At 52.8% G+C, this 23,545-nt stretch carries 34 protein-coding genes; 7 read left to right on the top strand and 27 right to left on the bottom strand.

Features of this window, described 5'->3' with window-relative positions:
• The 5 genes from QCD69_RS18070 to QCD69_RS18050 all read right to left on the bottom strand — a co-directional run.
• Positions 1 to 657 (bottom strand): phage tail protein (locus tag QCD69_RS18070; RefSeq protein ID WP_301252997.1); only part of this gene is annotated, 657 nt, incomplete at its 3' end.
• Positions 654 to 1,265, bottom strand: coding sequence for a phage tail protein I (locus QCD69_RS18065; RefSeq protein ID WP_301252995.1), 612 nt, complete (start codon positions 1,263 to 1,265; stop codon positions 654 to 656). The genes QCD69_RS18065 and QCD69_RS18070, both read right to left, overlap by 4 nt.
• The gene (locus QCD69_RS18060) at positions 1,262 to 2,176 is read right to left on the bottom strand and encodes a baseplate J/gp47 family protein (protein WP_201253031.1); all 915 of its coding nucleotides are present in this window, start codon (positions 2,174 to 2,176) and stop codon (positions 1,262 to 1,264) included. The genes QCD69_RS18065 and QCD69_RS18060 overlap by 4 nt, the downstream gene beginning before the upstream one ends.
• Positions 2,163 to 2,519, bottom strand: a complete 357-nt coding sequence (locus tag QCD69_RS18055; protein WP_083070131.1) for a GPW/gp25 family protein — start codon at positions 2,517 to 2,519, stop codon at positions 2,163 to 2,165. Before QCD69_RS18055 ends, QCD69_RS18060 begins: the two co-directional genes overlap by 14 nt.
• Positions 2,516 to 3,094 (bottom strand): phage baseplate assembly protein V, encoded by a 579-nt coding sequence (locus QCD69_RS18050; protein WP_301252991.1) that lies wholly within the window; start codon positions 3,092 to 3,094, stop codon positions 2,516 to 2,518. Before QCD69_RS18050 ends, QCD69_RS18055 begins: the two co-directional genes overlap by 4 nt.
• A gap of 50 nt (positions 3,095 to 3,144) precedes the next feature.
• Here QCD69_RS18050 and QCD69_RS18045 point away from each other — a divergent pair, with 50 nt between their 5' ends.
• Entirely contained in the window at positions 3,145 to 3,984 is an 840-nt protein-coding gene (locus tag QCD69_RS18045) for a hypothetical protein (protein ID WP_301252989.1), read from the top strand.
• Between the two features lies 1 nt (position 3,985).
• On the opposite strand, the gene QCD69_RS18040 is transcribed toward QCD69_RS18045, so the two are convergent.
• The 12 genes from QCD69_RS18040 to QCD69_RS17985 all read right to left on the bottom strand — a co-directional run bounded on the left by QCD69_RS18040 (position 3,986) and on the right by QCD69_RS17985 (position 9,993).
• Positions 3,986 to 4,447 carry a phage virion morphogenesis protein gene (locus QCD69_RS18040; protein ID WP_301252988.1) on the bottom strand — a complete coding sequence of 154 codons (462 nt, stop codon included), beginning with the start codon at positions 4,445 to 4,447 and terminating at the stop codon, positions 3,986 to 3,988.
• Positions 4,440 to 4,871: a phage tail protein gene (locus QCD69_RS18035; protein ID WP_187505870.1), complete on the bottom strand. Its 432-nt coding sequence runs from the start codon at positions 4,869 to 4,871 to the stop codon at positions 4,440 to 4,442. Before QCD69_RS18035 ends, QCD69_RS18040 begins: the two co-directional genes overlap by 8 nt.
• Positions 4,834 to 5,073 carry an Rz1-like lysis system protein LysC gene (lysC, locus tag QCD69_RS18030; protein WP_301252987.1) on the bottom strand — a complete coding sequence of 80 codons (240 nt, stop codon included), beginning with the start codon at positions 5,071 to 5,073 and terminating at the stop codon, positions 4,834 to 4,836. The genes QCD69_RS18035 and lysC overlap by 38 nt, the downstream gene beginning before the upstream one ends.
• Complete coding sequence (gene lysB / locus QCD69_RS18025) at positions 4,967 to 5,395, bottom strand: Rz-like lysis system protein LysB (RefSeq protein ID WP_301252985.1); 429 nt, start codon at positions 5,393 to 5,395, stop codon at positions 4,967 to 4,969. The genes lysC and lysB overlap by 107 nt, the downstream gene beginning before the upstream one ends.
• Positions 5,392 to 5,763: a DNZ54_00345 family protein gene (locus QCD69_RS18020; RefSeq protein ID WP_301252984.1), complete on the bottom strand. Its 372-nt coding sequence runs from the start codon at positions 5,761 to 5,763 to the stop codon at positions 5,392 to 5,394. Before QCD69_RS18020 ends, lysB begins: the two co-directional genes overlap by 4 nt.
• 1 nt (position 5,764) lies before the next feature.
• Positions 5,765 to 6,274 carry a lysozyme gene (locus tag QCD69_RS18015; protein WP_301252983.1) on the bottom strand — a complete coding sequence of 170 codons (510 nt, stop codon included), beginning with the start codon at positions 6,272 to 6,274 and terminating at the stop codon, positions 5,765 to 5,767.
• Positions 6,255 to 6,467, bottom strand: a complete 213-nt coding sequence (locus tag QCD69_RS18010) for an HP1 family phage holin (RefSeq protein WP_301252982.1) — start codon at positions 6,465 to 6,467, stop codon at positions 6,255 to 6,257. Before QCD69_RS18010 ends, QCD69_RS18015 begins: the two co-directional genes overlap by 20 nt.
• A gap of 3 nt (positions 6,468 to 6,470) precedes the next feature.
• Positions 6,471 to 6,674: a tail protein X gene (locus QCD69_RS18005; RefSeq protein WP_301252981.1), complete on the bottom strand. Its 204-nt coding sequence runs from the start codon at positions 6,672 to 6,674 to the stop codon at positions 6,471 to 6,473.
• Entirely contained in the window at positions 6,674 to 7,138 is a 465-nt protein-coding gene (locus tag QCD69_RS18000) for a head completion/stabilization protein (protein WP_201253039.1), read from the bottom strand. The genes QCD69_RS18005 and QCD69_RS18000 overlap by 1 nt, the downstream gene beginning before the upstream one ends.
• A gap of 99 nt (positions 7,139 to 7,237) precedes the next feature.
• On the bottom strand, positions 7,238 to 7,882 hold the full coding sequence (gene gpM, locus QCD69_RS17995) for a phage terminase small subunit (protein ID WP_301252979.1): 645 nt from the start codon (positions 7,880 to 7,882) through the stop codon (positions 7,238 to 7,240).
• Positions 7,883 to 7,885: 3 nt separating this feature from the next.
• Positions 7,886 to 9,091 (bottom strand): phage major capsid protein, P2 family, encoded by a 1,206-nt coding sequence (locus tag QCD69_RS17990; RefSeq protein ID WP_301252978.1) that lies wholly within the window; start codon positions 9,089 to 9,091, stop codon positions 7,886 to 7,888.
• Between the two features lie 44 nt (positions 9,092 to 9,135).
• Entirely contained in the window at positions 9,136 to 9,993 is an 858-nt protein-coding gene (locus QCD69_RS17985) for a GPO family capsid scaffolding protein (protein WP_301252977.1), read from the bottom strand.
• 142 nt (positions 9,994 to 10,135) lie between these two features.
• Between QCD69_RS17985 and QCD69_RS17980 the strand changes: the two genes are divergently transcribed.
• The gene (locus QCD69_RS17980; RefSeq protein ID WP_301252999.1) at positions 10,136 to 11,902 is read left to right on the top strand and encodes a terminase ATPase subunit family protein; all 1,767 of its coding nucleotides are present in this window, start codon (positions 10,136 to 10,138) and stop codon (positions 11,900 to 11,902) included.
• Complete coding sequence (locus tag QCD69_RS17975; protein WP_301252976.1) at positions 11,902 to 12,942, top strand: phage portal protein; 1,041 nt, start codon at positions 11,902 to 11,904, stop codon at positions 12,940 to 12,942. The genes QCD69_RS17980 and QCD69_RS17975 overlap by 1 nt, the downstream gene beginning before the upstream one ends.
• Before the next feature lie 37 nt (positions 12,943 to 12,979).
• Here the strand turns inward: QCD69_RS17975 and QCD69_RS17970 are convergent, their stop codons facing one another.
• The 10 genes from QCD69_RS17970 to QCD69_RS17925 form a co-directional block, all read right to left on the bottom strand.
• Positions 12,980 to 13,615, bottom strand: coding sequence for a hypothetical protein (locus QCD69_RS17970; RefSeq protein ID WP_301252975.1), 636 nt, complete (start codon positions 13,613 to 13,615; stop codon positions 12,980 to 12,982).
• A gap of 173 nt (positions 13,616 to 13,788) precedes the next feature.
• A complete protein-coding gene (locus tag QCD69_RS17965) occupies positions 13,789 to 14,025 on the bottom strand; it encodes a hypothetical protein (RefSeq protein ID WP_111534594.1) in 237 nt (78 codons plus the stop codon).
• A 708-nt stretch (positions 14,026 to 14,733) separates the two neighbouring features.
• A complete protein-coding gene (locus QCD69_RS17960; RefSeq protein ID WP_069025398.1) occupies positions 14,734 to 14,922 on the bottom strand; it encodes a hypothetical protein in 189 nt (62 codons plus the stop codon).
• 108 nt (positions 14,923 to 15,030) lie between these two features.
• A complete protein-coding gene (locus tag QCD69_RS17955; protein WP_301252998.1) occupies positions 15,031 to 16,977 on the bottom strand; it encodes a replication endonuclease in 1,947 nt (648 codons plus the stop codon).
• A gap of 166 nt (positions 16,978 to 17,143) precedes the next feature.
• A complete protein-coding gene (locus tag QCD69_RS17950) occupies positions 17,144 to 17,371 on the bottom strand; it encodes a TraR/DksA family transcriptional regulator (RefSeq protein ID WP_202940020.1) in 228 nt (75 codons plus the stop codon).
• Positions 17,371 to 17,598, bottom strand: coding sequence for a DUF2732 family protein (locus QCD69_RS17945; protein WP_064690408.1), 228 nt, complete (start codon positions 17,596 to 17,598; stop codon positions 17,371 to 17,373). Before QCD69_RS17945 ends, QCD69_RS17950 begins: the two co-directional genes overlap by 1 nt.
• A gap of 69 nt (positions 17,599 to 17,667) precedes the next feature.
• Positions 17,668 to 18,006, bottom strand: a complete 339-nt coding sequence (locus QCD69_RS17940; protein WP_033786606.1) for a DUF5347 family protein — start codon at positions 18,004 to 18,006, stop codon at positions 17,668 to 17,670.
• Positions 17,970 to 18,158: a phage filamentation protein Fil family protein gene (locus QCD69_RS17935; protein ID WP_074399313.1), complete on the bottom strand. Its 189-nt coding sequence runs from the start codon at positions 18,156 to 18,158 to the stop codon at positions 17,970 to 17,972. Before QCD69_RS17935 ends, QCD69_RS17940 begins: the two co-directional genes overlap by 37 nt.
• Before the next feature lie 3 nt (positions 18,159 to 18,161).
• Positions 18,162 to 18,671, bottom strand: coding sequence for a phage regulatory CII family protein (locus tag QCD69_RS17930; protein ID WP_301252971.1), 510 nt, complete (start codon positions 18,669 to 18,671; stop codon positions 18,162 to 18,164).
• 34 nt (positions 18,672 to 18,705) lie between these two features.
• Positions 18,706 to 18,942 (bottom strand): regulator, encoded by a 237-nt coding sequence (locus tag QCD69_RS17925; RefSeq protein ID WP_211728512.1) that lies wholly within the window; start codon positions 18,940 to 18,942, stop codon positions 18,706 to 18,708.
• An 89-nt stretch (positions 18,943 to 19,031) separates the two neighbouring features.
• Here QCD69_RS17925 and QCD69_RS17920 point away from each other — a divergent pair, with 89 nt between their 5' ends.
• The 4 genes from QCD69_RS17920 to QCD69_RS17905 all read left to right on the top strand — a co-directional run bounded on the left by QCD69_RS17920 (position 19,032) and on the right by QCD69_RS17905 (position 22,371).
• On the top strand, positions 19,032 to 19,637 hold the full coding sequence (locus QCD69_RS17920) for a phage repressor protein CI (RefSeq protein WP_301252969.1): 606 nt from the start codon (positions 19,032 to 19,034) through the stop codon (positions 19,635 to 19,637).
• 9 nt (positions 19,638 to 19,646) lie between these two features.
• A complete protein-coding gene (locus QCD69_RS17915) occupies positions 19,647 to 20,666 on the top strand; it encodes a phage integrase (RefSeq protein ID WP_301252968.1) in 1,020 nt (339 codons plus the stop codon).
• Positions 20,667 to 20,761: 95 nt separating this feature from the next.
• On the top strand, positions 20,762 to 21,490 hold the full coding sequence (locus QCD69_RS17910) for a hypothetical protein (protein ID WP_301252966.1): 729 nt from the start codon (positions 20,762 to 20,764) through the stop codon (positions 21,488 to 21,490).
• On the top strand, positions 21,487 to 22,371 hold the full coding sequence (locus tag QCD69_RS17905; protein ID WP_301252964.1) for a hypothetical protein: 885 nt from the start codon (positions 21,487 to 21,489) through the stop codon (positions 22,369 to 22,371). Before QCD69_RS17910 ends, QCD69_RS17905 begins: the two co-directional genes overlap by 4 nt.
• Positions 22,372 to 23,545: the final 1,174 nt, after the last annotated feature.

Genomic DNA, 23,545 nt, shown 5'->3' with positions numbered 1-23,545 from the left:
GAAAATCTGGCGGCCAATCCAGCGCCCGGAAAACTTTTCGCTAATACCGAGGTTTTTGAGAAGCTCAGCAATCAGATCGGCGTCTTTGATTTCTGCCAGCGCATTCGCTGTCAGCAGGTACTGATCATGCGGGTTTTCAGCCGCAAGATGATCCGCCAGTAACTTATCCGCGTACTGGCGAACCGTCAGGATACTGTCATCCACATACTTCCGCGTTGCCAGCACCACGGACGGGTCAATCTTCAGAGTGATGGCGTCGGTGCTGTTGATGATCAGAATCATGCGCACGGTCTGTGTGCGTCCGCTGCCCTCCTGCAGCGCGGGCTTGTAGGTTTCCGGCGTGTTACACACTGCAATCAGCGTGCCGTCCGCATCAAACAGCCCCATTTCCCGGATCCAGAATCCGCCCTCCGTTTCAGGGATGACCTGCTCAGCAATCACCTGGCTGGCATTGGCCGCATCAATGCTCAGCGAATTGATAGCGGCGCGGCGCACCTCGTTAACCAGCTTTGTCTGGCCGGCGTTCGGCGTCGGCAGTGTGCCGCCGCCGTCGCCCACAGCCATCTGTGTGATGTTCAGTTTTGTGCCGAGCGCGGCAGCGTTGGCAATCTTCGCCGCGCCCAGGTTGGTTACGATCGCATAGTATTTTTGTGTCATGGTCCCACTTCCATCAGGTCAATAACGTGTACCGCCGCGCCGCCATAAGCCGCGCCGCTGACGGAGATAATTTCGGGGGTGTACGGGTAAACGGTCAGGTCATCACCGTCATAGCTGGCTGCTGCCATGCGTGTTTCGCCGCTGACCTGCAGGTTGATGGACATTCCCAGCAGGTGACGGCTACAGGGTTTTGCATCGCTGATCAGCCGCTCAAGCTCCTGATAGGTTTCTTCAGTAATGCCCTGGTCCTGCACGCCAATGTCCAGCCGGAATGTGCCGGGCGGCTCATTGGTTTTCCACCACTCAATAACCCGGATCAGGAAGCCGAACGGCTCCACCACGCGGCGGATGGCGCTGATGGTGCCTTTGTGCTGATGAATATAAAACGCATCGCTCACCACCTGCCTTTTGACGTTCTCAGCCCAGCTTTCGTCCCAGCGGTCCACCGAAAAGGCCCAGGCCAGATAGGGCAGAAAGCTCACCGGGCAGGTGGCCGGGTTCCAGAGGTCGCGCAGCGGCACGTTCAGCGCGGTAATCCCGCTGCACGCCTGCGCTAAACGGCGCTCCAGCGCAGACGAACCGGGCGGCATCAGGCTGCTGTTGCTCATGTCACCCCCTGATCGCCCGCCACGGAAATGTCCGTGCCGGTGCAGTAACCCGCCTGCGTGCGGTCCATGATGATGTCCTCCGACGGTTCGGTGATTTCCACCCAGTCCACACCGGCCACACGCATCACCGCCCCGTAGGACTCACGCCGCACGCTGCGCCCCAGCTTTTTCTGTTCGGTAAGGTAAGCCGCCAGATTAGCGTTTGCCGCCTCAAGGCAGGGACCGGCGGCCACGCCGTCGAACAGGTGCAGCCTGGCCTTCACGCTGTAGCTGCGGATAGTTGCCCCCTGAACCGTCACACGGTCGGCTACCGGGCGCACGCTGTCGGCGCTCAGTGCTGTGTCCACTGTAGTCAGCAAATCTGCTGCCGCCGTGCCGTCGCCTTCGCGACTCAGGACAGTGATCAGTACTGTCGCCGGTGACGGGCTGATGGCGGACACGTCCTGCACCCGACCATCGGCGCTTTTGGCATGAAACTCATACGCGCCCGTCGGTCCGGCCACGCTCAGCCCCTCAAACGCCTCCGGCACGCGCACGCGCAGTGCGTCGTCTGATTCCATCACTGCATCCACCGGCGGCACCGCGTCGGGATTAGCTGGCGTAATGGTCAGGCGCTTCACGTTATTGCGGGCGGCCTGCTGGTCCAGATCGCTGCCGATTGCGTAGGCCACCATTACCGCCTGCGCAGCCTCATTGATGCGCTGGCGCAACAGGATTTCGCGGTAGGTGTTTTCCTGCAGACTTTTCACAATCGGTTCAGACTCCAGCGCCAGCACGCGGCGCATGGCGGCCTGTTCATCCGCCGGATAAAGCGCAATCAGCGCCTCTTTGCGCTCTGCGAGCAGCGTTTCAAAGTCCGGCACCTCAATAATCTGCGGTGCGGGCAGCTGGGAAAGGTCAATTACTGCCACTGTTCACCCCCGTTGGTACAGACATAGCAACCGGCGAACCGTCATCCCGCTGGCCGGTCAGCTCAACCACCATAGAGCCGTCAAAGTCGCTGGTAAGGTTTACGGTGCTCAGCCTCACGCGAGGTTCCCAGCGGCTGATGGCGACATACACTGCCGCCATTACCTGCAGGCGGATCACGTCGTTCTGTGGCTGGTCAATCAGCACCGACAGCAGCGAGCCGTAATCACGCCGGGCGATGCGGCTGCCTTCGGGGGTGATCAGGATGTCGCGCATGCTCTGCCGGATGTGATCGATGTCGGTAATGGCTTCGCCGGTGTCGCGGTTCATGCCGAGATACATCATTGCGGGCCTCCTGATATATCGCCGCCACTCTTAACTTTGTCGTGTAAGTGCTTATCAGCAATTACGCCGTTAGAACTCATTGAACCGCCGCCGTGTGTCACATCGCCGTTCATCGTGGTGTCACCGTTAATCCGTGTCTGGCTGGCCTCTATCCCCAGCGCATCGGTGATCAGCTGAATGCCGTCCGCCGCTTCAATGCGCACGCTTTTGATGTTTTTTATCAGCAGCTGGCCGGTTTCCGGCTCGTACTGAAACCAGCCACCGTCCTTAAACACGGTGGTGGTGCCGTCTTCCGAGTAGTCAGGCGGCGGGAAGGCTTCGGAATAAATGGCGGGCAGCGCAAAGGCGGTTTCAAGGTTGCCGCCCAGGCTCAGCAGCACAACCTGCTCCCCGACGGTGGGTTTCCACCATGTGCGGGTGCTACCGGCGCGCAGGGTGAGCCAGTTAATCCAGTTGGTTTCGAGGTCTCCCGTTTTCACCCGGCACAGCCAGTTCACCGGGTCCACTTCGGACACAATGCCGGTGCGGATCAGATTGGTGATAAGACGCATGATTTCGGTGAGTTGTGTATTCATACCTACAATTTCACATTAATAATGTCTATTACTCACCTATTACTGATTGTATGGATAATGGTACAATCTTCCTTTTTAAGGACGAACAAAAAGTGAACTCAACTCTTAAGCTTTTTCTTGAGAAACTAATACATAAAGCCTTTCCAGAATTCAGCAACAAAGTAACTTGGACGCTAATTACTGTAGGTGTAGCTATACTTGCAATACCTACACCTACCTATTTAATGTTCATCAATCTCTTTATAGATTTATATAACAACGCTACGAAAAGCCATGTTAACTTGATTGATATAGGTTCCTTCACTCCCGGAAATGGGGCTGCCATCACATTGATTTTATCAGGGCTTATATACCACTTGGCTATCAAAGGCATCCAGATTTTTGCAGAAATTCATGCTGATAAAATAAAATTTAAAACAAAAGAATTCACACTTAAAGCCGAAAAAGAGAAGAGCGAAAAATTAATTGCTGCTGATACGAAGTTGTTTGAATATTTTACTTCACTACTTCCTACAGACTCATTGTCAATTGAAACGCTCAAAGATCAGCACTTTGGAACTCCATATCATAAAAATTGCATCGCGGACATTGAAAGCTTTACTTATAAATGGGGGAAGGCAGATCATCACTTTCATAACAAAGAGTTGGAATTCAAATCGGAAAAATTTTTCAATGAGACTAAAGAGTTTCTGAATTTTTTAGCTATATCCTCTGGATTCATAGGCGCCGGTCCGCTTTTAAGTATTCCTACAGATAATGAAAGAGCCAACGACTGGGAGTGGTCAGCGCATACGAATGAGCGTGTCAAAAAAGCAAACGAGTGGAGCCACGAATTACACGATAAATATTGTGACTTTATAGCAGTGTCCAAAAGAGAATTATCAATTTAATTTATTTTGTCGCTTTATTATTTTCAAACCAGCGCAGCAGTGTTTCACGCACCGTGGTTTCTACATCGCTGGTCACGCCCAGCAGCGGACGTTCAGCATATTTCACCATCGGGCCGCGACGGCTTACCCGGTCCCGCAGGCCATAGTGATGAACGCGGGCCAGCTTCTGCACCGACGGAACAAAGGCAACCTCAGCGGCGTCCGCGCCTGCCTGCGCCTTGAGATATTTTGCCGTTTTCAGCTTCGCGAACATGCCGCGACGGATGCGCCCCTTTTTGCTGCGGGCGCTGACGCGGCGCGGCTCCCATGCAGTGCCGTCCGGGGAACGTTGTGCTGTGATGTTTGCCTGCTGAATGCGACGCACGTCGCGCGCCACCTCGCGCAGCATCTTTTTCCGGGCTGCCGGTTCCAGCTGTGAGAGAAGCGCAGCCAGCCAGGCATCCACTTCATGCAGTTCAGCCATGCTTCACCGTCCAGAATTCCTCCGGCGCGTCCGGCTCCGGCACCGCTTCGATATGTGCCTTGCCGTTCTCAACTGTCGCTATCACGCGCTCGGTCAGCTTCAGGTCCATGCTGATGTCACAGCGGTCATTAGCAAGAATATCGACCTCAAACGAAAACAGCTTTTCTCGCGCCTCGCTGTTCTGCAGCGCGTCGGGCTGGTTTTCCCGCAGCCACAAAAGCACCGGGGCCATCAGCAGATTCTGGTCGCCGGTGAAGTCGGTGATCACCACGTTCAGCGTGTAGCGATACTCCCACGACAGGGACGCGGCGGACGTGGCGACCAGCTGGCCGCTGTCCACGAACAGGTGCAGGCGGTCCGGGTTTTCGGCAACGTAGGGGACCGACTTATTCAGTGCGCTGCGCAAGGACTGCGGCTTGTTCATCGTCTTTTTCCTGACAGCTGATGATGGTATCCACCTTACCGGCACATGCCGCCCAGGCGGCCTCGGTTTCGTCCAGCAGGGCCAGAAGATCGCCGTTAGTGCGCGGCGCTGCCGGGTCCAGCTGGCAGCGGGTGATTTTCGGACAGCCACTCACGGTAAGATTCACCTCCTGAGAAGGCCGGTCGCTGGCGCAGCCGGACAACAGGATCAGGCAGAGTGGTATCACTCCAGCGGCGCAGGTCTTCATTTTCACGTTTCAGTTCCTCAATCTTTCGCTGCCGGTCGCGCAGCAGCTGGCCGTTGCGTTCGGCGGCGGCGTAAAGCTGCGTCTGTGCCTGGCTGCTGGTCTGCGTCAGAATGTTCAGGGCAATCAGCTGGCTGTTTTTCTGGCTCAGCTTTTTACCCTGGCCCGCAATGGTGGCCTGCTGCGCATCAATTCTGCCGTGTGCGCTGCTCAGCCGGTAAGACTGCACGCCTGCGAAAACCAGCAGGATCAGCACGATGGCGATCAGTACCCGAATCATGCTGCCGCCCGTTCAAGTTCTGACCTGATCATCCGGCGATAAAAAACCGCATGAATACCGGCAAATGCCGCCAGCTTCCAGCCCGTGTCCCACATCACCACTGCAATAAATACGCGGTGATACCATCTGAGCGGCACGCGGTCAGCCAGCTGCGCAAACCTCAGTAGCCACGCAAACACCCGCTTACGTTCGCCGCCGGTCAGGGCGCAGGCGTACAGGCCGGAAAACCCGATAACGGCCCAGGCGAAGAAGTCAGCCCACAGCAGCGCCGCCAGCGGATAGCCCGCAAAGCTGCCGTGACTGATGCTGACCAGCGTCAGCAGGACGGTGAGTAACGCCGTAAACCACCATTTTTTAAACAGCTGCATTTCAGACTCCTTTAAGGCACCAAGCCAGCTCTCGCCCGCGCCGGTTATCCAGCCCCTGATTGAATACGCCTTTCACGTACACCCAGCGCGGCAGCTGATAACACGCCTCGCGCCACTGACCCTTTTTCAGCAGCGCCACCATTGTGGAGCCGCACACGTTGCCGGTGCCGACGTTGAACGCCAGCGACACCAGCGCGTCATAAACCTGCTGCGACATAGAGACCGCCACGCAGCGCGCCAGTGCCGCCTCAGTGCGTAACACGTTGGTGATGAAATTCCCCGCCGCCTGCCGTTCCGTGATGGACTTACCCGGCACCACGCCGGAGGTGTTGCCGATCCCGTCGGTCCACTTTCCCGCGCTGCACTGGTACGGCTGCAGGCGGCAGCCCTCATAGTCGGCAATGAGCCGCAACCCCTCTACGGAGGTGTGCAGTTGCTGAAAGCCGGGCAGCGTGGCAGCCAGCGCCAGCACCACGCCAACGGCGCAGCGTTTAACGGTTTGCAGATTCATAATCACCCCGCGTGATGCGCCCGCTCAGCAGCAGCTGATAGGTTTTGTGCTTGTAGTACCAGCTGATAAGCGCCATCAGCAGGCCGATGAATACCCCGGCCAAGGTGGACATGTCCTTCAGGTCCATGCCTCCCAGCCACGCCATCACTACCGCCATGCACCAGGTGATAAAGGTGCTGATTTTTTCCCACATGATTCAGTCCCAAAGCTGGACGGCCTGCACGGTGGCCATCGTTGTCACGTCCGGTAACTCCACTTCCAGCCCGTGCGGTAAGAGGGGGCCGTGTTCCGCCAGCCCCGGATTTGCCTGCAGTACCTGTTCCGTCATCCCCTGCGTGCGCCCGTAGTGACGCCAGCAGAGTGCGTCCACCGTGTCATATTGCTGCGCACGCACTTTCATCAGATAAGCTCCACGGTGCAGTGCGGCATGTCCTGCACGCGGCTGATGGCCCAGCGCGCATCGCGCCACAGGTCGCCGCTGGCATCATTCAGTTCTTCGCCGCGCTTCACGGCGGAGGCGGTGGCGTCAAAGTCCTGATAGCGCTCGTTCAGCACCGCGCGCGTCCAGCACCACACCGCATTCATGTAGTGATGCAGGCGCACGCTCTCACCGGCCAGCTTCTCAGCCGGAACGTCAGCCAGGCCGTTATGCCCGGCCAGCTCCTGCCGCTCACGCCACGGGTAAAGCTCCGCGTTAACCTCCGCCATCGCGGTCAGCACCACCTGACGCAGACGCTCCGGCGTCACGGTGCCGTCAACGCGCATGACGCTGCGGAACTTCGCCAGATCAACGTCCGGCCAGAATGAGTTATTGGGGATGATGTCCGGCGCTGCCGTCGCCTTCTGTGGCGCGATAAATTCCATTGCTCTGTTACTCCTGAATAGGTGGGCGGTGGACGGGGTTTTGATGCGGCGCTGCCTGTCGCCACCCCGTGCCGCCCCGCGCGTGGGCACGTCCGGTTATCAGCTGGCGTTACGGATCTTCCGCTCAAGCTGCTCAATGTCTTTTTTAACGCCGCACTTCTCGTCCAGCTGCAGGGCGCGCTTCAGATGGTTCAGCGCGGATGCAGGGCTGCTTTCCGTCAGCACCCAGCCGATGGACTTGTGCAGACGGGCGCGCGACTGATCGGGCATGTCGTGTGCGTCCACCACCTCCAGCGCCTCCAGCAGCAGGGCCGGATCAAAAGGCGTCTTTGCCAGGATGGCCGCCTTTGCCGCGTCGGCCATTTCTTCGGCCAGCACCGTCGCCGTGGTGCGGCTTCCCAGCGGCATCGCCCAGCCGTGTTTCAGCGCGTGGCGGCCAATCGCGAGCGCACCGGCATAGTCACCGGCGTCAACGCGCCACAGCATCACGTACATCAGCACGTCGTCCTGCTGCGCGCCGTCAGCACTCAGCACGCCCTCAGCCCAGGCAGCGTACTTCGGCAGCACCTCCACCTTGATTTCGGCCTTTCGGACGTTGGACTGAATGCCCTTGAGGCGGCGGCGGTCTTCGTTCAGCTGCAGCAGCATCAGGTCATAGCCCTTTGCGCTGCGGCCACTGCCGCCCGACCGGGCGGCCTCCTGTGCCTGAATAAAGCGCGTATGCGCGCGGAAAGGGTTAGTCACGGGTTACGCTCCGCCTTTGCTGCCATCACCGGCATCACCGGCATCACCGGTCTGCGTGGTGTCCGCGCTGGCGGCTGAACTGCCCGCGCCGCTCATGGACTTGACCACGCTGGCCGCCACGGCGGCGATGCGTGCGATTTCCGCGTCGCTCATTTCACCCGGCTCTTTCTCCGGCTCCTGCTCCAGCAGCTCGATGTTTTCCACCAGGCAGGTGCAGTCATAGTCCTCAACCACGTAAGCCTCGTTAACCGACTCAAGGTTTTCGATGCGGTCACGTTTCGGGTTGTCGATGATCGAGCGGCGGCGGGTTTCTTCCTGCCAGTAGATGGACAGGTTATCCAGGCGGGTGATCAGCAGCGCATTCGCCGGGAAGTACGGGGCGCGGACCGCCTGCAGGCCGCCGATGCGCTTCTGGCTGATGATTAGATCAGCGGCCAGCGCTTCGGTGTTGGGCTGGCTCTGATTAACCAGCGGGAAATACTTGTCAGCCAGCAGCTGGCGTCCGCAGATAACCACCAGTTCAGTGTCGTCCTGATACTGCACGCCGATTTTTTCCGACACCGCGCCCATCACAACCGCGTCCAGGTTACGGAACAGGCCGTTTTTACCCACGGTGATTTTGTCCGACACCACTTTGCCGTCGTCACCGATGTGCTGACCCAGCACCTGCGCCGGTTTTTCCTGGCGGATTTTTTCCAGCCAGCCAATATTCACGTCCTGCAGCAGCGGGTTCTGCACGCGGTTGGAGGTCTTCTCACGCTTCAGGCCATTAAAGCCGATCATGATGCGGTCCAGCGCCTGACGCTTCACGATGGCGTCACGGATGCGCACCTGGAAATCGCTGAACTTCGCCCACATGTCCAGCTTTGAATAAGGCAGCGCCGTGTCAAAGTTGGTCTGCGTGCATTTGTAGCCGTCGCCGTCAATATAGGTCGGATCGGTCGGCTCGCGCTCTTTCTGGGTGGTATCGGTGGTGCCTGCAATGGTGGTGCCGATCCCCAGCCCCAGCCGTTCGCCGCTCTGCTCACTGACAGGCATGATGTTGATGGCCTGCAGGAACGCGGACGACTCCTGAATTTTGCTTTCCAGTGTCTGCGACACGGATGGCTCGATGGTGAATTTGCTGTTCAGCGCGGACAGATCAATCTTGTTGATTTCTGCCAGCACCGACATGTAAGCATTCAGCTTAAAACGGGTAGTATTTTTCATCGCTTCGCTTTCTCAGTTCGTTAAAAAGGTTTGCCGCCGCTGTATCAGCAGTCGGTGCGCACTTCGCCGCCGCTGCCGTTACCCTGCGTGCGCGGGCGGACCTGCTGGCGGCCATCTTCCCGGCTCAGCTGCTGCTGCAGTTCGGTGAAGTCCGCCTGCAGCTGTTCGCGCTTCAGCACTTCCTCACCCAGCGCACTGCTGAAATGTGATTTCAGGCTGTCGGCCTGTTCGCTCAGCGCCGTTTCAATGCGCGCGCTCAGGTCCTGCTGCTCGGTGGCAATCAGCTCAACGGCCTGATGCACGTCGCTGAAGCGCGCCGCGTCGGTCTGCTGCTGTCTGCTGAACATCGCTTTGATGCGGGTAAACAGGGCGGGCTTTTCGTCGGCCACGTCCTCAAACTCGATCAGGGTTTCTTCAGCGGCAGAGAAAACGTTGTCAGGATGCTGCTTGCGGTTTGCCAGCGGGTTCGCCCCGGCGCTGGCGCTGAACTGCAGCATTTCCGTGCCGAGGCTGGCCGGATCGTCGGTCACGGCCAGGCCAATCAGATAGGCCGCGCCGGTGTCCGCGAATTCCGGGCGGATTTCCATAGAGGTAAAGATTTTCTGCATGGTGCCGGTCAGCGTGACCAGCTCGTCAGTCGGGTTAATCAGGGCATACAGCCCCAGCTTGCCCTTCAGCGGGCCGTCGCCGATTTCTTCAGCGTCCAGCGCTTCCACTACGCCAAAGCGACGAAACGGACTGTCTGGCGTGTAGCCCTTGATGTGCTCCATGTTGATCACGGCGGTGTACAGCTCAGGGCTGTAATTTGCCGCCATCTGTTCAAGCCAGCTGCGCTCGATGGTGCGCCCGTCCGTGGTGGCACCTTCCACCCCGATACGAAAACGCTTTGCTTTCTTTGCCATTGTCCAGGCTCCGGTCAGTAAAACTCTGTGAGGCTCTATGGTTGCGGCGGCAGGGGTATCGAAACAACGCGCGGACGTTGTGCGGGAAACCACACAATGAGGGATGGCGGAAAAGGAAGCGGCGGGGCCGTATTTTGGCTGCATGAACATGACACCCGCCCCCGACGACCTCGATCCCCGCAGGCAGGCTTTACTGCTTTACTTTCAGGGATACCGTATCGCCCGCATTGCTGAAATGCTGGGAGAGAAACCCGCAACCGTTCACAGCTGGAAAAAGCGCGATAAGTGGGGCGACTATGGCCCGCTGGATCAGATGCAGCTGACCACAGCCGCACGCTACTGCCAGCTCATCATGAAGGAGCAGAAGGAAGGGAAGGACTTTAAGGAAATCGACCTGCTGGCGCGCCAATCCGAGCGCCACGCCCGGATCGGTAAATTCAGCAACGGCGGCAATGAGGCGGACCTGAACCCGAACGTGGAGAACCGCAACAAAGGCCCGCGTAAGCCCCCGGAAAAGAACCTGTTCAGCGACGAACAGATTGAGAAGCTGCAGGAGGTTTTCCACGGCTCAATGTTCGGCTATCAGCGCCAGTGGTGGGAAGCCGGGAATAAGTACTCAGTCCGCAACCTGCTGAAGTCGCGCCAGATTGGGGCCACTTTCTTTTTTGCCCGCGAGGCGCTGATCGATGCGCTGACCACCGGGCGCAATCAGATTTTCTTAAGCGCCAGTAAGGCGCAGGCGCACGTCTTCAAACAGTACATCATTGAATTTGCCCGCGAGGTGGACGTAGACCTGAAGGGCGACCCGATGACGCTCAGCAACGGCGCGTGCCTGTACTTCTTAGGCACCAACGCCCGCACCGCGCAGAGCTATCACGGCAATCTGTACCTGGATGAATATTTCTGGATCCCGAAGTTTCAGGAACTGCAGAAAGTGGCGTCCGGCATGGCGCTGCACAAGAAGTGGCGCGAAACCTACTTTTCCACCCCGTCCAGCCTCACACACAGCGCCTATCCGTTCTGGTCCGGCGCGCAGTTCAACAAGGGCCGGGCCAAAGCTGACCGGGTTGATATCGATCTCAGTCATCAGTCACTGGCCGCCGGTCGCCTCTGCGAAGACGGCCAGTTTCGCCAGATTGTCACGGTTGAAGATGCTGTGCGCGGCGGCTGTGACCTGTTTGACCTGGAGCAGCTGCGCACGCGCTACAGCCCGGAGGACTACCAGAACCTGCTGATGTGCGTCTTTATGGACGATCTGGCGTCGGTGTTTCAGCTGGCCATGCTGCAGAAGTGCATGGTGGACAGCTGGGAAGTCTGGACCGACTTTGAGGCGCTGGCGCTGCGGCCGTTCGGCTGGAAAGAGGTCTGGATCGGCTATGACCCTGCGAAGGGCACGCAGAACGGCGACAGTGCCGGATGTGTGGTCATGGCACCGCCTGCCGTGCCGGGCGGTAAGTTCCGCATCCTTGAGCGCCACCAGTGGCGCGGGATGGACTTCCGGGCGCAGGCTGACGCCATCAGGATGCTGACGCAGCAGTATAACGTCACCTATATCGGCATCGACTCCACCGGCGTCGGGCTGGGCGTGTATGAAAACGTCAAAGCCTTCTTCCCGCAGGTGAAAGAGTTTGTTTATAACCCGAACGTGAAGAACGCCCTGGTGCTGAAGGCTTACGACACCATCGCCAGCGGGCGGCTGGAGTTTGACGCCAGCCATCTCGACATCGCGCAGTCATTTATGTCTATCCGCAAGGCCACCACGGCCAGCGGCAACCGTCCGACCTATGAAACCAGCCGCAGCGAAGAAGTCAGCCACGGCGATTTAGCCTGGGCGACCATGCACGCGCTGGCAAACGAGCCGCTGCAGGGACAGGCGGCACACACGCAGAACATTGTGGAGATTTATTAATGAGCAAACGCAGGAACCGCACCCGCACGCAGCCCGTGCCGCAGCCGGATAACATGACCAGCGGGGCAGCGTCGGAGGCGTTTACCTTTGGCGACCCGATCCCGGTGCTGGACCGCCGCGAACTGCTGGACTACGTGGAGTGCGTTATCAATGATCGCTGGTATGAACCGCCCGTGAGCGTTGACGGGCTGGCGCGCACGTTCCGCGCCGCTGTGCATCACAGCTCACCCATCAGCGTAAAGTGCAATATTCTGGCGAGCACCTTTATCCCGCACCGCCTGCTGAGTCAGCAGGCGTTCAGCCGCTTTGCGCTGGATTACCTGATTTTCGGCAATGCCTATCTTGAGAAGCGGACCAGCCGCCTCGGTAACGCGCTGAAGCTGGAGCCGTCGCTGGCGAAGTTCACCCGGCGCGGCCTGGACCTGGACACCTACTGGTATGCGCACTATGGCATCAACACAGAACCGTATGAGTTTGAGAAGGGCAGCGTGTTTCACCTGATGGAGCCGGACATCAATCAGGAGATTTACGGCCTGCCGGGCTACCTGTCGGCTATTCCGTCGGCGCTGCTGAATGAGTCGGCTACGCTGTTCCGCCGTAAGTATTACCTCAACGGCAGCCATGCGGGTTTCATCATGTACATGACCGACCCGGCGCAGAGTCAGCAGGACGTGGACAATATCCGCGGTGCCATGAAAAGCGCAAAGGGCCCTGGCAACTTCCGCAACCTTTTTATGTACAGTCCGAACGGGAAAAAGGACGGCATCCAGATCATCCCGCTGTCAGAGGTGGCGGCAAAGGATGAGTTTCTGAACATCAAAAACGTGAGCCGCGATGACATGCTGGCCGTGCATCGTGTGCCGCCGCAACTTATGGGGATCATTCCAAACAACACCGGCGGATTTGGTGATATTGAGAAGGCCAGCAAGGTGTTTGTGCGTAATGAACTGATGCCACTACAAAGACGCTTTGAGGAACTGAACAGCTGGCTGGGTGAGGATGTTATCCGGTTTGCACCGTATGTACTGGATATTGAATAGCAGACACTAAAAAGCCCGGCTACGCCGGGCTAGATTTTTAACGCCGATTTTGTCGCTTTCTTTTTCTGGTAGAAACAGGCTTCTGCTCTCGATTGTTGTCTACCTTTTCATGCGTATCCATATCAAACCAAGAAGCCTGCGCGACCTCACTCATCGGAAAAATCACGCTAGTGTCCACATCACCCAGCTCACTGTAATCGTTGGAAAAAAGAACCCGCAGATTATCTTTTTCTCTATATCCAGACATTATGGGGTTGATTGAGACCTCAAGGTTAGGACCTTGCTTCTCATTCGGCTCGCTGATCATATTCACCGTGCCAACATAAACCTTCCTGCTTTTTAGGCTAACCAGTACGGGCTTGTCTTTGGTAGCTGAATCAAAAAACAGTTGCCCCAGCGAACCTTCAGAAAGTATTTCTTTAAGCGCCGACAATCTAATTACCTGCTTGAAAAAGGCAACCTGTCCATTGTCGTTCTTGAAGCCGCTCAGTATGTTAGCTGCCAGATAGATCCCAAATCTTGCTGCCTGAGTCCATACCACAGCAGCAAGAACCATACTCAGAGATAAAAGTATCAGCCATGATGCCAGACGGTTATCTTTCGAATTATTGCTGAGGTCAATCCATGCTGTTAGCCATGTTGCTAAAGTGAAGCCAGGTACAAGCCATTTCATCAGATAAGCGGCGCAGACAGAGGCGATCAGACACCATATGCCATATGTGGCCACCTTCATGTAGAGAAGCTGGCCATCATATCTGTGTAAGCGGAAGTAGGTTTTGATTCTGTAGGGTGAGGAAATTATTATCTGCCCACTAGCGAGCAATGGAATTATGAGAAGTGCGAACATTAGTCGTCGTCGCTGTCCTTGCTTCCTGCAGCAACAGCATTAGCGTCTTGCTCTACAAAACGCTTAGCTGCTTCACGGTAATGAGACAACTTCTCTCCGTTATCATGCACGATAACCGAACCGCGACCAACAACGCGTATGTCCTTAACTCCGGACTTTTCTAAGCGATCAGCCATGGCCTTACCACCTGCCACATAACCATTCAGACCGAACATTTTCATCACTAACTCTTGCATACAAACCTCCTTAACCTTCCCACGTAAACCGGTTCAATTCTTAACGATTTACAGGTACTGCCCGTATGGGGCGGCGAAGTTTAGCACAGATGCGCCACGGCATTAAGCGCTTTATCTGTACAGATTAGACAGAACTTATCCTTCATAGTTCTGTTTTGGGTTGACCACCTTTTGACCGTAATTAACAACGTCATCTTTAAAAGCTCACTTAACTTAAGTTGCAGCCAGCCATTTAATCAAGTGCAAAATTCGCACAACACGATAAAATTTACTGCTTAAAGTTTTGAAGGAAGGAATGGTAAGCTTTGACACTTCACTGCAATGTTTCAGTACGGAATCTAAATGTAGCTTCAATTCTCGACTTGCTGAGTTAGTACATTCATGGCTGATTTCATCAAATACCCACCAGAGCGCCTCAGCACCATCCTGCGAGGCGCTCTTTTTTTTCAACCTCTAACCTGTCCTGTTCCCACCGAGACGCCAGCGGCCCGGAAATTGCGCCGCATTCTGACCATCAGCCCCCATCAGCGCGCGCTCGTAGCCCCGCCACGCCTGCCCGCTTTATGCAGTGGTTTTCATGCACCTGCATGACATAAACAAAAGCCCGCCAGTACTGGCGGGCCTGAGCATCAGAGATCCTTTTGGGATCATGCGATTTCATGCAGCATAGTCATGCACTCACGGCTCGTAGTTCTGTTAGGCCTTTCATCACTCAGCCTGATTCATTGAAAGGCTGTATTCATGCTTGCGTAGACGAGCCATTAACTCATCTGTGAGTTCGGAAACCCACTCAATTGCCATGCGTTTTTCTTGATCACTACATTCGCTGACAGCAACAAGTTTTAAAAAGAAATCAATACGCTGAAGCTTCACCGACTCCAAAAGATAGTCCTGCATGTTCCCTCCTCCGCTTACAACTACTGTTTATGCATACAGTATAGAAAATCCGGTCGGAATTGAAACTATTTTTTATGTATCAATGGGATTGATCTGAACGTTGCCAGATCAGAATGGTTCTTCCTGAAGTCTGCCGTTCCGGTAGAAAAGCCGCATTTTCGCCCCTGCATTGAGGCTACAGCCCTTAAGCAACAGTCCAATCTCATATTCATCACCGTTAAATCCCCTGGCTTTTAGTTCCAGCTCTAACCGTCGGCGCTCTGGCCCCGTACAGTTATTGACAGAACTCCAAGGGGCGGCAATGCCGCCAGAAAAACCAGCCTCCGCTGGCGCTTCGGCCAACTTAGCAACCTTTTCCCATTTGACCAGGCGTGTCATGACTTCTGAATCCGGAACCATCGGCGAATAAATACCCTGCACCCGTTGAACATCTTCGCCGTACTCATTACCCATTTCGGTCAGTTCATAGCAAAGGCGGATCACTAAATCCTCACGCGCAACTAACGGCCCACCCTGCGCCATCGTATAGGACGCCCAACAGCTGGCAACAGAAGCTGACGCCAGCACCGCATCCATCTGCTTATCTGGCAGATGTGCATCACCCATACGGCGCAGCTCACGCCAGACAGTCACAGGCGCACCGCCGATCTGCTGAAACTGACGAATACGCCAGCGTGAAGCCCATGCCGAAACAGCCTTAGCCATGTCGCGCATATTTGCGCCGGTTTCATCATCTTTCTCGCCGTCCATCGCGTAACCGTCGATATTCTTTGAAATATATTTGGCGATATAGCCTGTCGCACTGCCCTTCTCAGGGTCGATCGGCTCGGCATGAAATCGTGCTTTCATTGCCTGCGGTGTGGTCAACTCCCCGGAATCCTCTTTATAAGCCTGATCACGCATGATTTGCTGAACCCGCTGGACGTTTTCAGGGCGCATAAACAGCAGCATGTGCCAGTGCGGCGTGCCGTCGTGGTGAGGTTCAACAACGCGAAAGCCAAAGACATGAATAGCTTCGCGTGACAGTGCCGCGCGGATCCTCACCCATACACGGCAGAGATAACGCTGGGTGTCACGTGGGCTTGAACCGTTCCACTGAGAAACAAAGCCGCCCTGGCTGTAAACTGCGTGATAACGTGATGGTGCTGTGATTGTATAAAACTCACCTACGCACCCTGTTTCATTAGCGACATCCTCAAACCCACGCATTCTGGTCATCAATTCGCGGCGGCGTATTGCCGGATTGGACACGCTGCGGTTGACCATTTCATCCAGCGCAATACGTTCCCCGTCCTGATTGATGAGATCAAAGCGTTTGAAGAATTCACGGTTACGTTTTTTCTGCTCTATCCATTCGGCCAGCGTGCTGCGGGAAACGTAAGGTGATGCGGCTTTCTGTACCTGCCCAACCGCGATAGCCATGTGTTCACGCTGTAAATCTCGCATCTGCTTCAGGCGGCCACGCCACCATTCAGGAGCCACCATGCGAAGCAGACCAGACTGGGCTTTGCGCAGAGGCAATTCACCTTTAGCTGAACAGAACTCTGCCCAGTAAGGTGGCTGCGTTCCTGTCAGCGCAGCCAGTTCAGCGATGTAACGGTATCCGGTGAGCGTCACGGGCAGTTCGTCCGCCTCCTGTGGTATGGAGACCTTATCAACGAACTCAGCCAGACTTTGTGACAGGAAGGAGGCCATCTTATAAGCCAGATCGCGAATGTCCTGGCGGTCTAGCGTCGGAAGGCGATCAAGCTGTTTGAAAAAAGGCAGCTCAAACTGCGCAGCATCGTTCAGCCGGTAGCGGGTGCGTACAAGCTGCAGGCGTGGCAATACGCTCTGGCCAATGGTCTGGCGCAGAAACGCATTGGCCCGCCGACGGCCATGTTTTCCTGAAAGGATTTTTTGATAACGGTCAGCGAAGTACCCGGCTAGGTAGTCTGGCATGTCATGCAGGTATTGGCTGCGCCAGCTGTGATCGTCGGGGTTAGCGTTCCACAGCTTCAGCTCAGCCAGGGTCATGTTACGCGGCGTTCTGACGCCATAATTCTCACGCTGCATTTTCAGGGCAGCGTGATAGTCACCATTAAACTCAACGGCGTTTACGGCAATATCGGTCACAGTGAAGCCACATGCTCAATATGCGGGACGAGAATGATCTTGATTGCGCACTTGCCTTCTTCGGCAGCAAGGCCGGACTTACTGCCGGCCGACTTCAGGATGCTGCTCATAATGCCGCACCTTTGTAATGCGCACTTTTTAGCTCACTGACTTCTTTGCAGGTTACGCAGAGGGAAACGCCCGGCAGTGCGCGGCGGCGCTTCTCCGGGATTTCTTCGCCGCACGACAGGCAGAAAAACTCACTCGCCCCTGCCGGGCGGTGAGTAGCGTTAGCCAGATTGCGCGCCAGCTCTTCCTGCACGCGCTGCTGTACCAGATCCATTGAGTCAGCCATCAGTGCAGCTCCTGCGCCTGGTTCTCAAAGCGTTCCGCCTCTTTGTCCAGCAACTCGATGATTTCCGCTGCGGACATTTCATTTTTACGGGCATGAATTGCCAGTGCGGCCAGGCGGATAGAAACGGACAGCGCATCATCACTACGCTGTTCGGTTTTGGCCTTACTCAGCAGGACGGCCAGCGCGTCCTCATCGGCTTTAAAATTACGGGTCTCGATATTTCGCATTTCACTTTCTCCTGAATTCGGGCAAAAAAATGCCCGGCGGGTTTACGCCATTTAATTTCGTTGGGTTAATTAATTAGGTAACGTCAGATTCTTTGGAAATAAACTCACGACTGCCTTTAAGTGATTCATCGCGCTAATCAGCGCCGTTAATTCGTCACTCGTCAGTTCACTGAAATCAACGCTGTGACGTTCTTTGCTGATATTTGCCAGGAAGAATATTGCGCTCAGTGCGCGGCCATTTTGTTCAGCCTGGTGATCGCGCTTATTACGCATATCTGCGATAAAGCGTTTGAGTTCGTGGCTGCAATCGCCGTACATCATGGTACGAAGCGCAGAGATATGATTAAGCGCACTTGCACGCTGCCCCGCGTTCATCTGAACAGTGATACTCTCAGCTTTGTAACCCATGATTCTTTCCTCTTACCGGTTAATTCTGCCAGCAGTTCGGCCTGTGAAATTGCCGGATGCCAGCGCCTGCCCTTATCTGCTGCAATCCAGCCGTGGCCGTATGCGTGGGATGGGCTTTGCCGCTTCAGAAGCGGGGCCACTGAAAAGGCCATATCTCACACCATCCCGATCGATGCACCGATACCACTTAACACGTCAGCAGTACCTGAAAGCGCAGGGTTAGAATGAACGCGAGCCTGAACCGCCAGAGCTGCAAGAGTCAGGCACCGGATACCTGCGTGTACGTTCTGAACCAGTCCACGGCGGCAGGCTGCTGTTAATTGCTCATGGCTCACAACGCCCGCAGCTAACTGCCCTACTTCAGCGGTGGCTTTAAGAACATAAGCAGGCAGATTCTCCTGCGCCATTTCGTTAACCGGAACACATGGCAGGCATTGCAGTTGTGCCAGCGCGCCGTCAATCAGCGTTGCGTCTTCCGTCAGATCGGTCAGTAGCAGCAATTCACGAACGGTTAACTGGTGAACCTGCTCTGGGTTGAGTTTGTTACGGATGGTCTGTGGATTCAGCCCGGCTTTGTTAGCCAACTGAATGATGTTGTGCTTCAGCGCAAAAGCTCGGCACGCATCATCGAAATGGTTATGTGTGGAGACACGAAAATCAAACATGATAAATCCCTTTTGCTATCCCAATATGGATGCGTCAAGCCTGCATTGTGATTTCACAGCCAGCGGCCGCTTCAATCGTCAATGCAACCATGTTGATCTCGATGAGACCGTTAACGCCCTCTTTCTTCCTGATGGGCAGGCGGTTCTCGCGGTACATCTGGCGCACGGTGCCTTCCTTGTAACCAGTGCGGCGGCAAAACTCTTCAACCGTAATGTACGGTTCGGAGATGACCAGATTGATTGATGGGCGCATTGAAAGTTTACGGGTCATGATGCACTATCCTCTGTTGAGTTTTAATCAACTCTATTTATCACTATTAAACACGTCGCCATACGACGAGTGAATATTAGGATCACAAATTGGAAAGGTCAACGAAAGATTTTACGAATCGTAAAGCACCAAGTTTACCAGAGGGGGGTAAAGAACCCATTGAACGTATCGTTAAGGCTTATGGTTTTTCATCCCGGCAAGCGCTATGCCGTCATTTGAACGTGTCTCAAAGCACTATGGCTAACCGCATAATGCGTGGGAATTTCCCCGCTGATTGGGTTCTGATCTGTTCTATGGAAACCGGTACTTCGCTGGAGTGGCTGACATATGGCCTCGGTGATTCAAACATCACAAACGAAGACATGCCATCAACCAAAATCGAACTTAAAAAAATCACAAATGGGAACTTTTCATCATCTGATTGGGTTGAATATGATGCGCAACTCTTACCCAGTGATGTTAAAGCCCCTTTGTTAGTAAATTTTGAGAAACAGAATTACTTGGTAGACATGACCGCCGCAGAGATCACGGATGGGCTGTGGCTCATCGAGATCGATAAGCTCATCAGCATTAAGGAGCTATATCGTTTTCCTGGCGGGCGTATTCGCGTTGAGAATGGAAAAGCCTCATTCGAATGCAAAGCAGACGACATCAAGGTTTTGGGCAAAGTCGTTGCCCGCATTGAGTATCTATAAAGGCACAGCATGGCGATCAGTAAATTATCCAACGGGAAATGGCAGGCACAGGTTTTCCCAAACGGCCGTGACGGCAAAAGGATTCGCCGCCAGTTTGCAACGAAGGGCGAAGCACAATCCTATGAGAAGTTCGTAAAAGAGCAGGCTCAAAATAAGCCTTGGCTGGGAGAGAAAGCAGATAAGCGGCGAGTAATTGAGTTGGTTGAATTGTGGTTCAACACGCATGGCATCACGTTAGCGGATGGTGAGAAGCGGCGAACCACAATGGCGTTCGCCTGCGAGGCGATGGGAAACCCACTCGCAACCGAGTTTAACGCGAAAATTTTTGCGTCTTACCGCGAGCAGCGGTTAAGCGGGAAGATCACCCGCTCCAGTCGAGTGAAGACGGTTACGCCGCGCACGGTTAATTTAGAGTTGGCTTATTTCAGAGCGATGTTTAACGAGCTACGCCGGTTAGATGAATGGACCGCTCCAAATCCGTTAGAGAACGTGCGCGAGTTTAAAATCAGTGAATCAGAGATGGCGTATCTCACCATTGATGAAATTAGAACGCTCCTCACCGAGTGTGAGAAGAGCCGATCCAAAGACCTGACAGCCATCGTGAAAATCTGCCTGGCTACTGGCGCACGATGGAGTGAGGCCGAAGGCTTGAAGGGCAACCAAATCCGCGCCGGTCAGATCATCTACGTGAAAACTAAAGGCAAGAAAAACCGAGCGGTGCCGATAACTGAAAAATTACAGGCTGATCTGCCATCCAGTAGGAAAGCGCAGTTGCTCTTTAAACCATGCTATTCAGCGTTTAGAAAAGCTATGCAACGCGCCGGTATCGAGACACCTGCCGGTCAGCTTACGCACGTTTTACGCCACACGTTTGCCTCTCATTTTATGATGAACGGTGGCAATATCCTTGTATTACAGCGAATATTGGGGCATACAGACATTAAAGTCACAATGCGTTATGCGCATTTTGCGCCAGATCATCTTTTAGAGGCTATGCAGCTAAATCCATTGTTCCAAATGGATTTATAAGGGAATATGTGTAGAAAAATATCTACATTACTTATTTCTTCGAAAGATTAACTAATAACTCACTAAATATCCAAGCAGAATTGAGAGGCAACCTTATGATTAGCGCTAGTTCAAGAGAGCGTTGGAATACTAAAACAATAATGGTTATTACATTTTTATTTTCGATAATACTAATCATCAGCTCATTTTTTTATACAGAAAACTATAGTGATTGGAAGAACATACAAATTAGTGTCGCTTGCTCAATACTTGCTAGCAACATAATTATGTATTTAAGCTCTGAGTTTATGATAAGGAGTCAACGGAGAGCAGAATTAATTGACAGGTGGGGCATGGAGGCAATATATAAAACAAGAGCTGAGATGAATGAGTCCTCTAACATTTCACTATCTTTATGTAAACAGGAAATTGAAATTATAGCCTTTGGCTTAAAATCCTTCAGAGAATCAAAATCTGATATAATTGATGGACTTTTGTCTAAAGGCGTCCGTATCAGAATTATAACAGCAAGTCCTACATCGAAAATCTTAGAATATGTTGACAAAAGGGAGAATGTAGTTGAAGGCTCTACCAAGAAATCGATTGAAGGATTAATTACTTGGGTCGGAGGGTTAAAAGAAAAATCAAAGAAATATAATATAGAAATAAGATATTATGATGAACTACCATTGGATTTTTATTTTAAGGTAGATGATAAAGTTTATGTTGGCCCATATCTTAAAGGCATTTCAAGTCAGCAAACCATATCATATGAATTTTCAACAGGGGAAGGTTATAGTTACTGGAGTAAATACTTCTCTATTTTATGGGAAAATTGCAAATGATCCGGAAGCCTGATTATGAAAGAGGCCGCTTCTTTGTTAGCCCTTTATTGGGGTGTAATGCTAGTTGCCGTTTTTGTTATATATACGATAAAGGATACACTAAGAAGGCCATCAGAAATGAATTCGATATTCACCTAGTTATGGATTTTCTCGAATCACATGAAAGTTTTTCAAAAGGGATTCAGGGTTCAATTATTTCAATCGGCGCTTGGGGAGACCCATTCCCAAGATATAATAAAGAACTTTGTACGCACAGCTTGGAATGGCTGAAAAAAATATCTGAGTTGCAAAACCCAATTCAAATTATGAGTAGGTACGAGTTAAATACAGAAATTATTAATGGAATAGTTGAGTGCAACAAATACAAAGGCCATATTTTATATTCAACATCTATAAGTTCAATTAATAATTTTAGAAAAATAGAGCCTTATGCCGATGATCCCATAAATAGACTTAGAAGCATTGAAAAACTTGATAATTTAGGTGTAGCTACAAATGTTATGATCAAACCTTTCATACCGGGAATTACTGACATTGATGTTGAAAATATTGTTAAGGCATTAAAAGATCACAATGTTAGGCAATGTGTTGTTGGCGATCTCCTTTTGGATGATACGATTAAGATAAAACTTTCAGAGATTGGCTTTAATATATCAGAACCTATTGATATGCAAGTCCTTGATTGCACCTCTGGTGAAAGTTACGAATTAGGAAATTCTGGACAATCAGAATCGTTCTGTCAGAGTATTTCAGACTCAGGCATAAAGGTTTTCAGAAAATCTAGTTGTGTTAATTCATACATCCTCAACAGACCTAATCCAGCGAATTATATAAATTTCGACCCAAATAACTACTGCATAAAATGTGGGGTTTGCAAATGAAATTTTCTGAGCTTGAAAGTCTCAATAATTTTTTCTAAAAAACTTATTTGTTATACTCAAATTTACCCGGCAGTGGCAGCAAAGTGGCAGCAGAGCTCAACGCTATGTGCCACTTTTCATCACTATTCGGCCTAAAGAAAATATAAAAATCAGTAAGTTACTGATTTTAATCAGTTCAAATTGGGACTCATAATCGCTTGGTCGCTGGTTCAAGTCCAGCAGGGGCCACCAGATTTAATGATGAAAATCATGCAGTTAAGCCACCCTTTATGGGTGGCTTTTTTGTTTGTGTTTTTTGAGTGGCGATGAAATGGCGATGTATTTTTCATTCCTCTGAAATTAGCGACAAAAAATCCCGCTTTCACGAGCCCTTCATCAGAGCAATCATGCTTTGTCTGTCATTGTACTAAAAAATCGACACCTTTCCGTCTGGCCGGGCAAACGCTCTCCCCGTCACGCCTGTCCGTTTTGTAAATCAATTTTTCATACAGCCATATCGAGCCATTAAAACGGTGCTAATACAGGTCGGCAATATCAAAAATGAGAGGAAGTAATGCATGTATAATAATGCACTCAATGCATGCATAACTTTGATGAAGGTGATTATCGGTAATGCATGCTTCACTTGCTCTCAGGGCGTGACCATGATCGATAGATTTTGCTCACAGCGGAGACAGTGAGAAAAGCCAAGACGACGGAAAAAAGGCCCAGGAAAATTATTAGCGAGAGTAAGGGGTTCATCGCTCCCCCTAAGCTCGTAAAATCACTCATCCTCGCGAGCTGCTCAGGCGTTAATACACGAAGAATGACCTCCGGTATAATTAAAAATAAAATAATAACAGTCGAGACATAAATCAGCAATTTTTTTGTTTTTCCCATCTTCTTTCTTGCTCTTGTTGGTGAATATGATCAAAAATTGGGCGAATAACACAACAAGGATCTAAGGTAGATCACAAACCTATTTGCAATTGAAGATGCAGGCCAATAAGAAATTAGCTATTGCATTAACAAACTCTCTAAATGACCTCAATGATGATTATATGTCTACTATCGAAAAGATAAAGCTGGGTGAGCTGCGTATTATTAATTATGGATCTTGCCTTGTTCCAAATTAATATTATCGTAGTTCATGCCGCGATACATTCAGAGAAGATAAACGGTTAGTCTTTTCTTT

Origin of the sequence: Erwinia sp. PsM31 (assembly GCF_030433775.1) — a bacterium.
GTDB lineage: Bacteria > Pseudomonadota > Gammaproteobacteria > Enterobacterales > Enterobacteriaceae > Erwinia > Erwinia aeris.
This window is presented reverse-complemented; position numbering and strand designations above follow the sequence as displayed.

Excerpts from the sequence above, each read along its gene's own strand:
- QCD69_RS18065 (WP_301252995.1), bottom strand. The coding sequence starts at position 1,265 with ATGAGCAACAGCAGCCTGATGCCGCCCGGTTCGTCTGCGCTGGAGCGC.
- QCD69_RS18055 (WP_083070131.1), bottom strand. The coding sequence starts at position 2,519 with ATGATGTATCTCGGCATGAACCGCGACACCGGCGAAGCCATTACCGAC.
- QCD69_RS18050 (WP_301252991.1), bottom strand. The coding sequence starts at position 3,094 with ATGAATACACAACTCACCGAAATCATGCGTCTTATCACCAATCTGATC.
- QCD69_RS18045 (WP_301252989.1), top strand. The coding sequence starts at position 3,145 with ATGGATAATGGTACAATCTTCCTTTTTAAGGACGAACAAAAAGTGAAC.
- QCD69_RS18040 (WP_301252988.1), bottom strand. The coding sequence starts at position 4,447 with ATGGCTGAACTGCATGAAGTGGATGCCTGGCTGGCTGCGCTTCTCTCA.
- QCD69_RS18035 (WP_187505870.1), bottom strand. The coding sequence starts at position 4,871 with ATGAACAAGCCGCAGTCCTTGCGCAGCGCACTGAATAAGTCGGTCCCC.
- lysB (WP_301252985.1), bottom strand. The coding sequence starts at position 5,395 with ATGATTCGGGTACTGATCGCCATCGTGCTGATCCTGCTGGTTTTCGCA.
- QCD69_RS18020 (WP_301252984.1), bottom strand. The coding sequence starts at position 5,763 with ATGCAGCTGTTTAAAAAATGGTGGTTTACGGCGTTACTCACCGTCCTG.
- QCD69_RS18015 (WP_301252983.1), bottom strand. The coding sequence starts at position 6,274 with ATGAATCTGCAAACCGTTAAACGCTGCGCCGTTGGCGTGGTGCTGGCG.
- QCD69_RS18010 (WP_301252982.1), bottom strand. The coding sequence starts at position 6,467 with ATGTGGGAAAAAATCAGCACCTTTATCACCTGGTGCATGGCGGTAGTG.
- QCD69_RS18005 (WP_301252981.1), bottom strand. The coding sequence starts at position 6,674 with ATGAAAGTGCGTGCGCAGCAATATGACACGGTGGACGCACTCTGCTGG.
- QCD69_RS18000 (WP_201253039.1), bottom strand. The coding sequence starts at position 7,138 with ATGGAATTTATCGCGCCACAGAAGGCGACGGCAGCGCCGGACATCATC.
- QCD69_RS17990 (WP_301252978.1), bottom strand. The coding sequence starts at position 9,091 with ATGAAAAATACTACCCGTTTTAAGCTGAATGCTTACATGTCGGTGCTG.
- QCD69_RS17985 (WP_301252977.1), bottom strand. The coding sequence starts at position 9,993 with ATGGCAAAGAAAGCAAAGCGTTTTCGTATCGGGGTGGAAGGTGCCACC.
- QCD69_RS17980 (WP_301252999.1), top strand. The coding sequence starts at position 10,136 with ATGAACATGACACCCGCCCCCGACGACCTCGATCCCCGCAGGCAGGCT.
- QCD69_RS17975 (WP_301252976.1), top strand. The coding sequence starts at position 11,902 with ATGAGCAAACGCAGGAACCGCACCCGCACGCAGCCCGTGCCGCAGCCG.
- QCD69_RS17970 (WP_301252975.1), bottom strand. The coding sequence starts at position 13,615 with ATGAAATGGCTTGTACCTGGCTTCACTTTAGCAACATGGCTAACAGCA.
- QCD69_RS17965 (WP_111534594.1), bottom strand. The coding sequence starts at position 14,025 with ATGCAAGAGTTAGTGATGAAAATGTTCGGTCTGAATGGTTATGTGGCA.
- QCD69_RS17960 (WP_069025398.1), bottom strand. The coding sequence starts at position 14,922 with ATGCAGGACTATCTTTTGGAGTCGGTGAAGCTTCAGCGTATTGATTTC.
- QCD69_RS17955 (WP_301252998.1), bottom strand. The coding sequence starts at position 16,977 with ATGCAGCGTGAGAATTATGGCGTCAGAACGCCGCGTAACATGACCCTG.
- QCD69_RS17950 (WP_202940020.1), bottom strand. The coding sequence starts at position 17,371 with ATGGCTGACTCAATGGATCTGGTACAGCAGCGCGTGCAGGAAGAGCTG.
- QCD69_RS17945 (WP_064690408.1), bottom strand. The coding sequence starts at position 17,598 with ATGCGAAATATCGAGACCCGTAATTTTAAAGCCGATGAGGACGCGCTG.
- QCD69_RS17940 (WP_033786606.1), bottom strand. The coding sequence starts at position 18,006 with ATGGGTTACAAAGCTGAGAGTATCACTGTTCAGATGAACGCGGGGCAG.
- QCD69_RS17935 (WP_074399313.1), bottom strand. The coding sequence starts at position 18,158 with ATGGCCTTTTCAGTGGCCCCGCTTCTGAAGCGGCAAAGCCCATCCCAC.
- QCD69_RS17930 (WP_301252971.1), bottom strand. The coding sequence starts at position 18,671 with ATGTTTGATTTTCGTGTCTCCACACATAACCATTTCGATGATGCGTGC.
- QCD69_RS17925 (WP_211728512.1), bottom strand. The coding sequence starts at position 18,942 with ATGACCCGTAAACTTTCAATGCGCCCATCAATCAATCTGGTCATCTCC.
- QCD69_RS17915 (WP_301252968.1), top strand. The coding sequence starts at position 19,647 with ATGGCGATCAGTAAATTATCCAACGGGAAATGGCAGGCACAGGTTTTC.
- QCD69_RS17910 (WP_301252966.1), top strand. The coding sequence starts at position 20,762 with ATGATTAGCGCTAGTTCAAGAGAGCGTTGGAATACTAAAACAATAATG.
- QCD69_RS17905 (WP_301252964.1), top strand. The coding sequence starts at position 21,487 with ATGATCCGGAAGCCTGATTATGAAAGAGGCCGCTTCTTTGTTAGCCCT.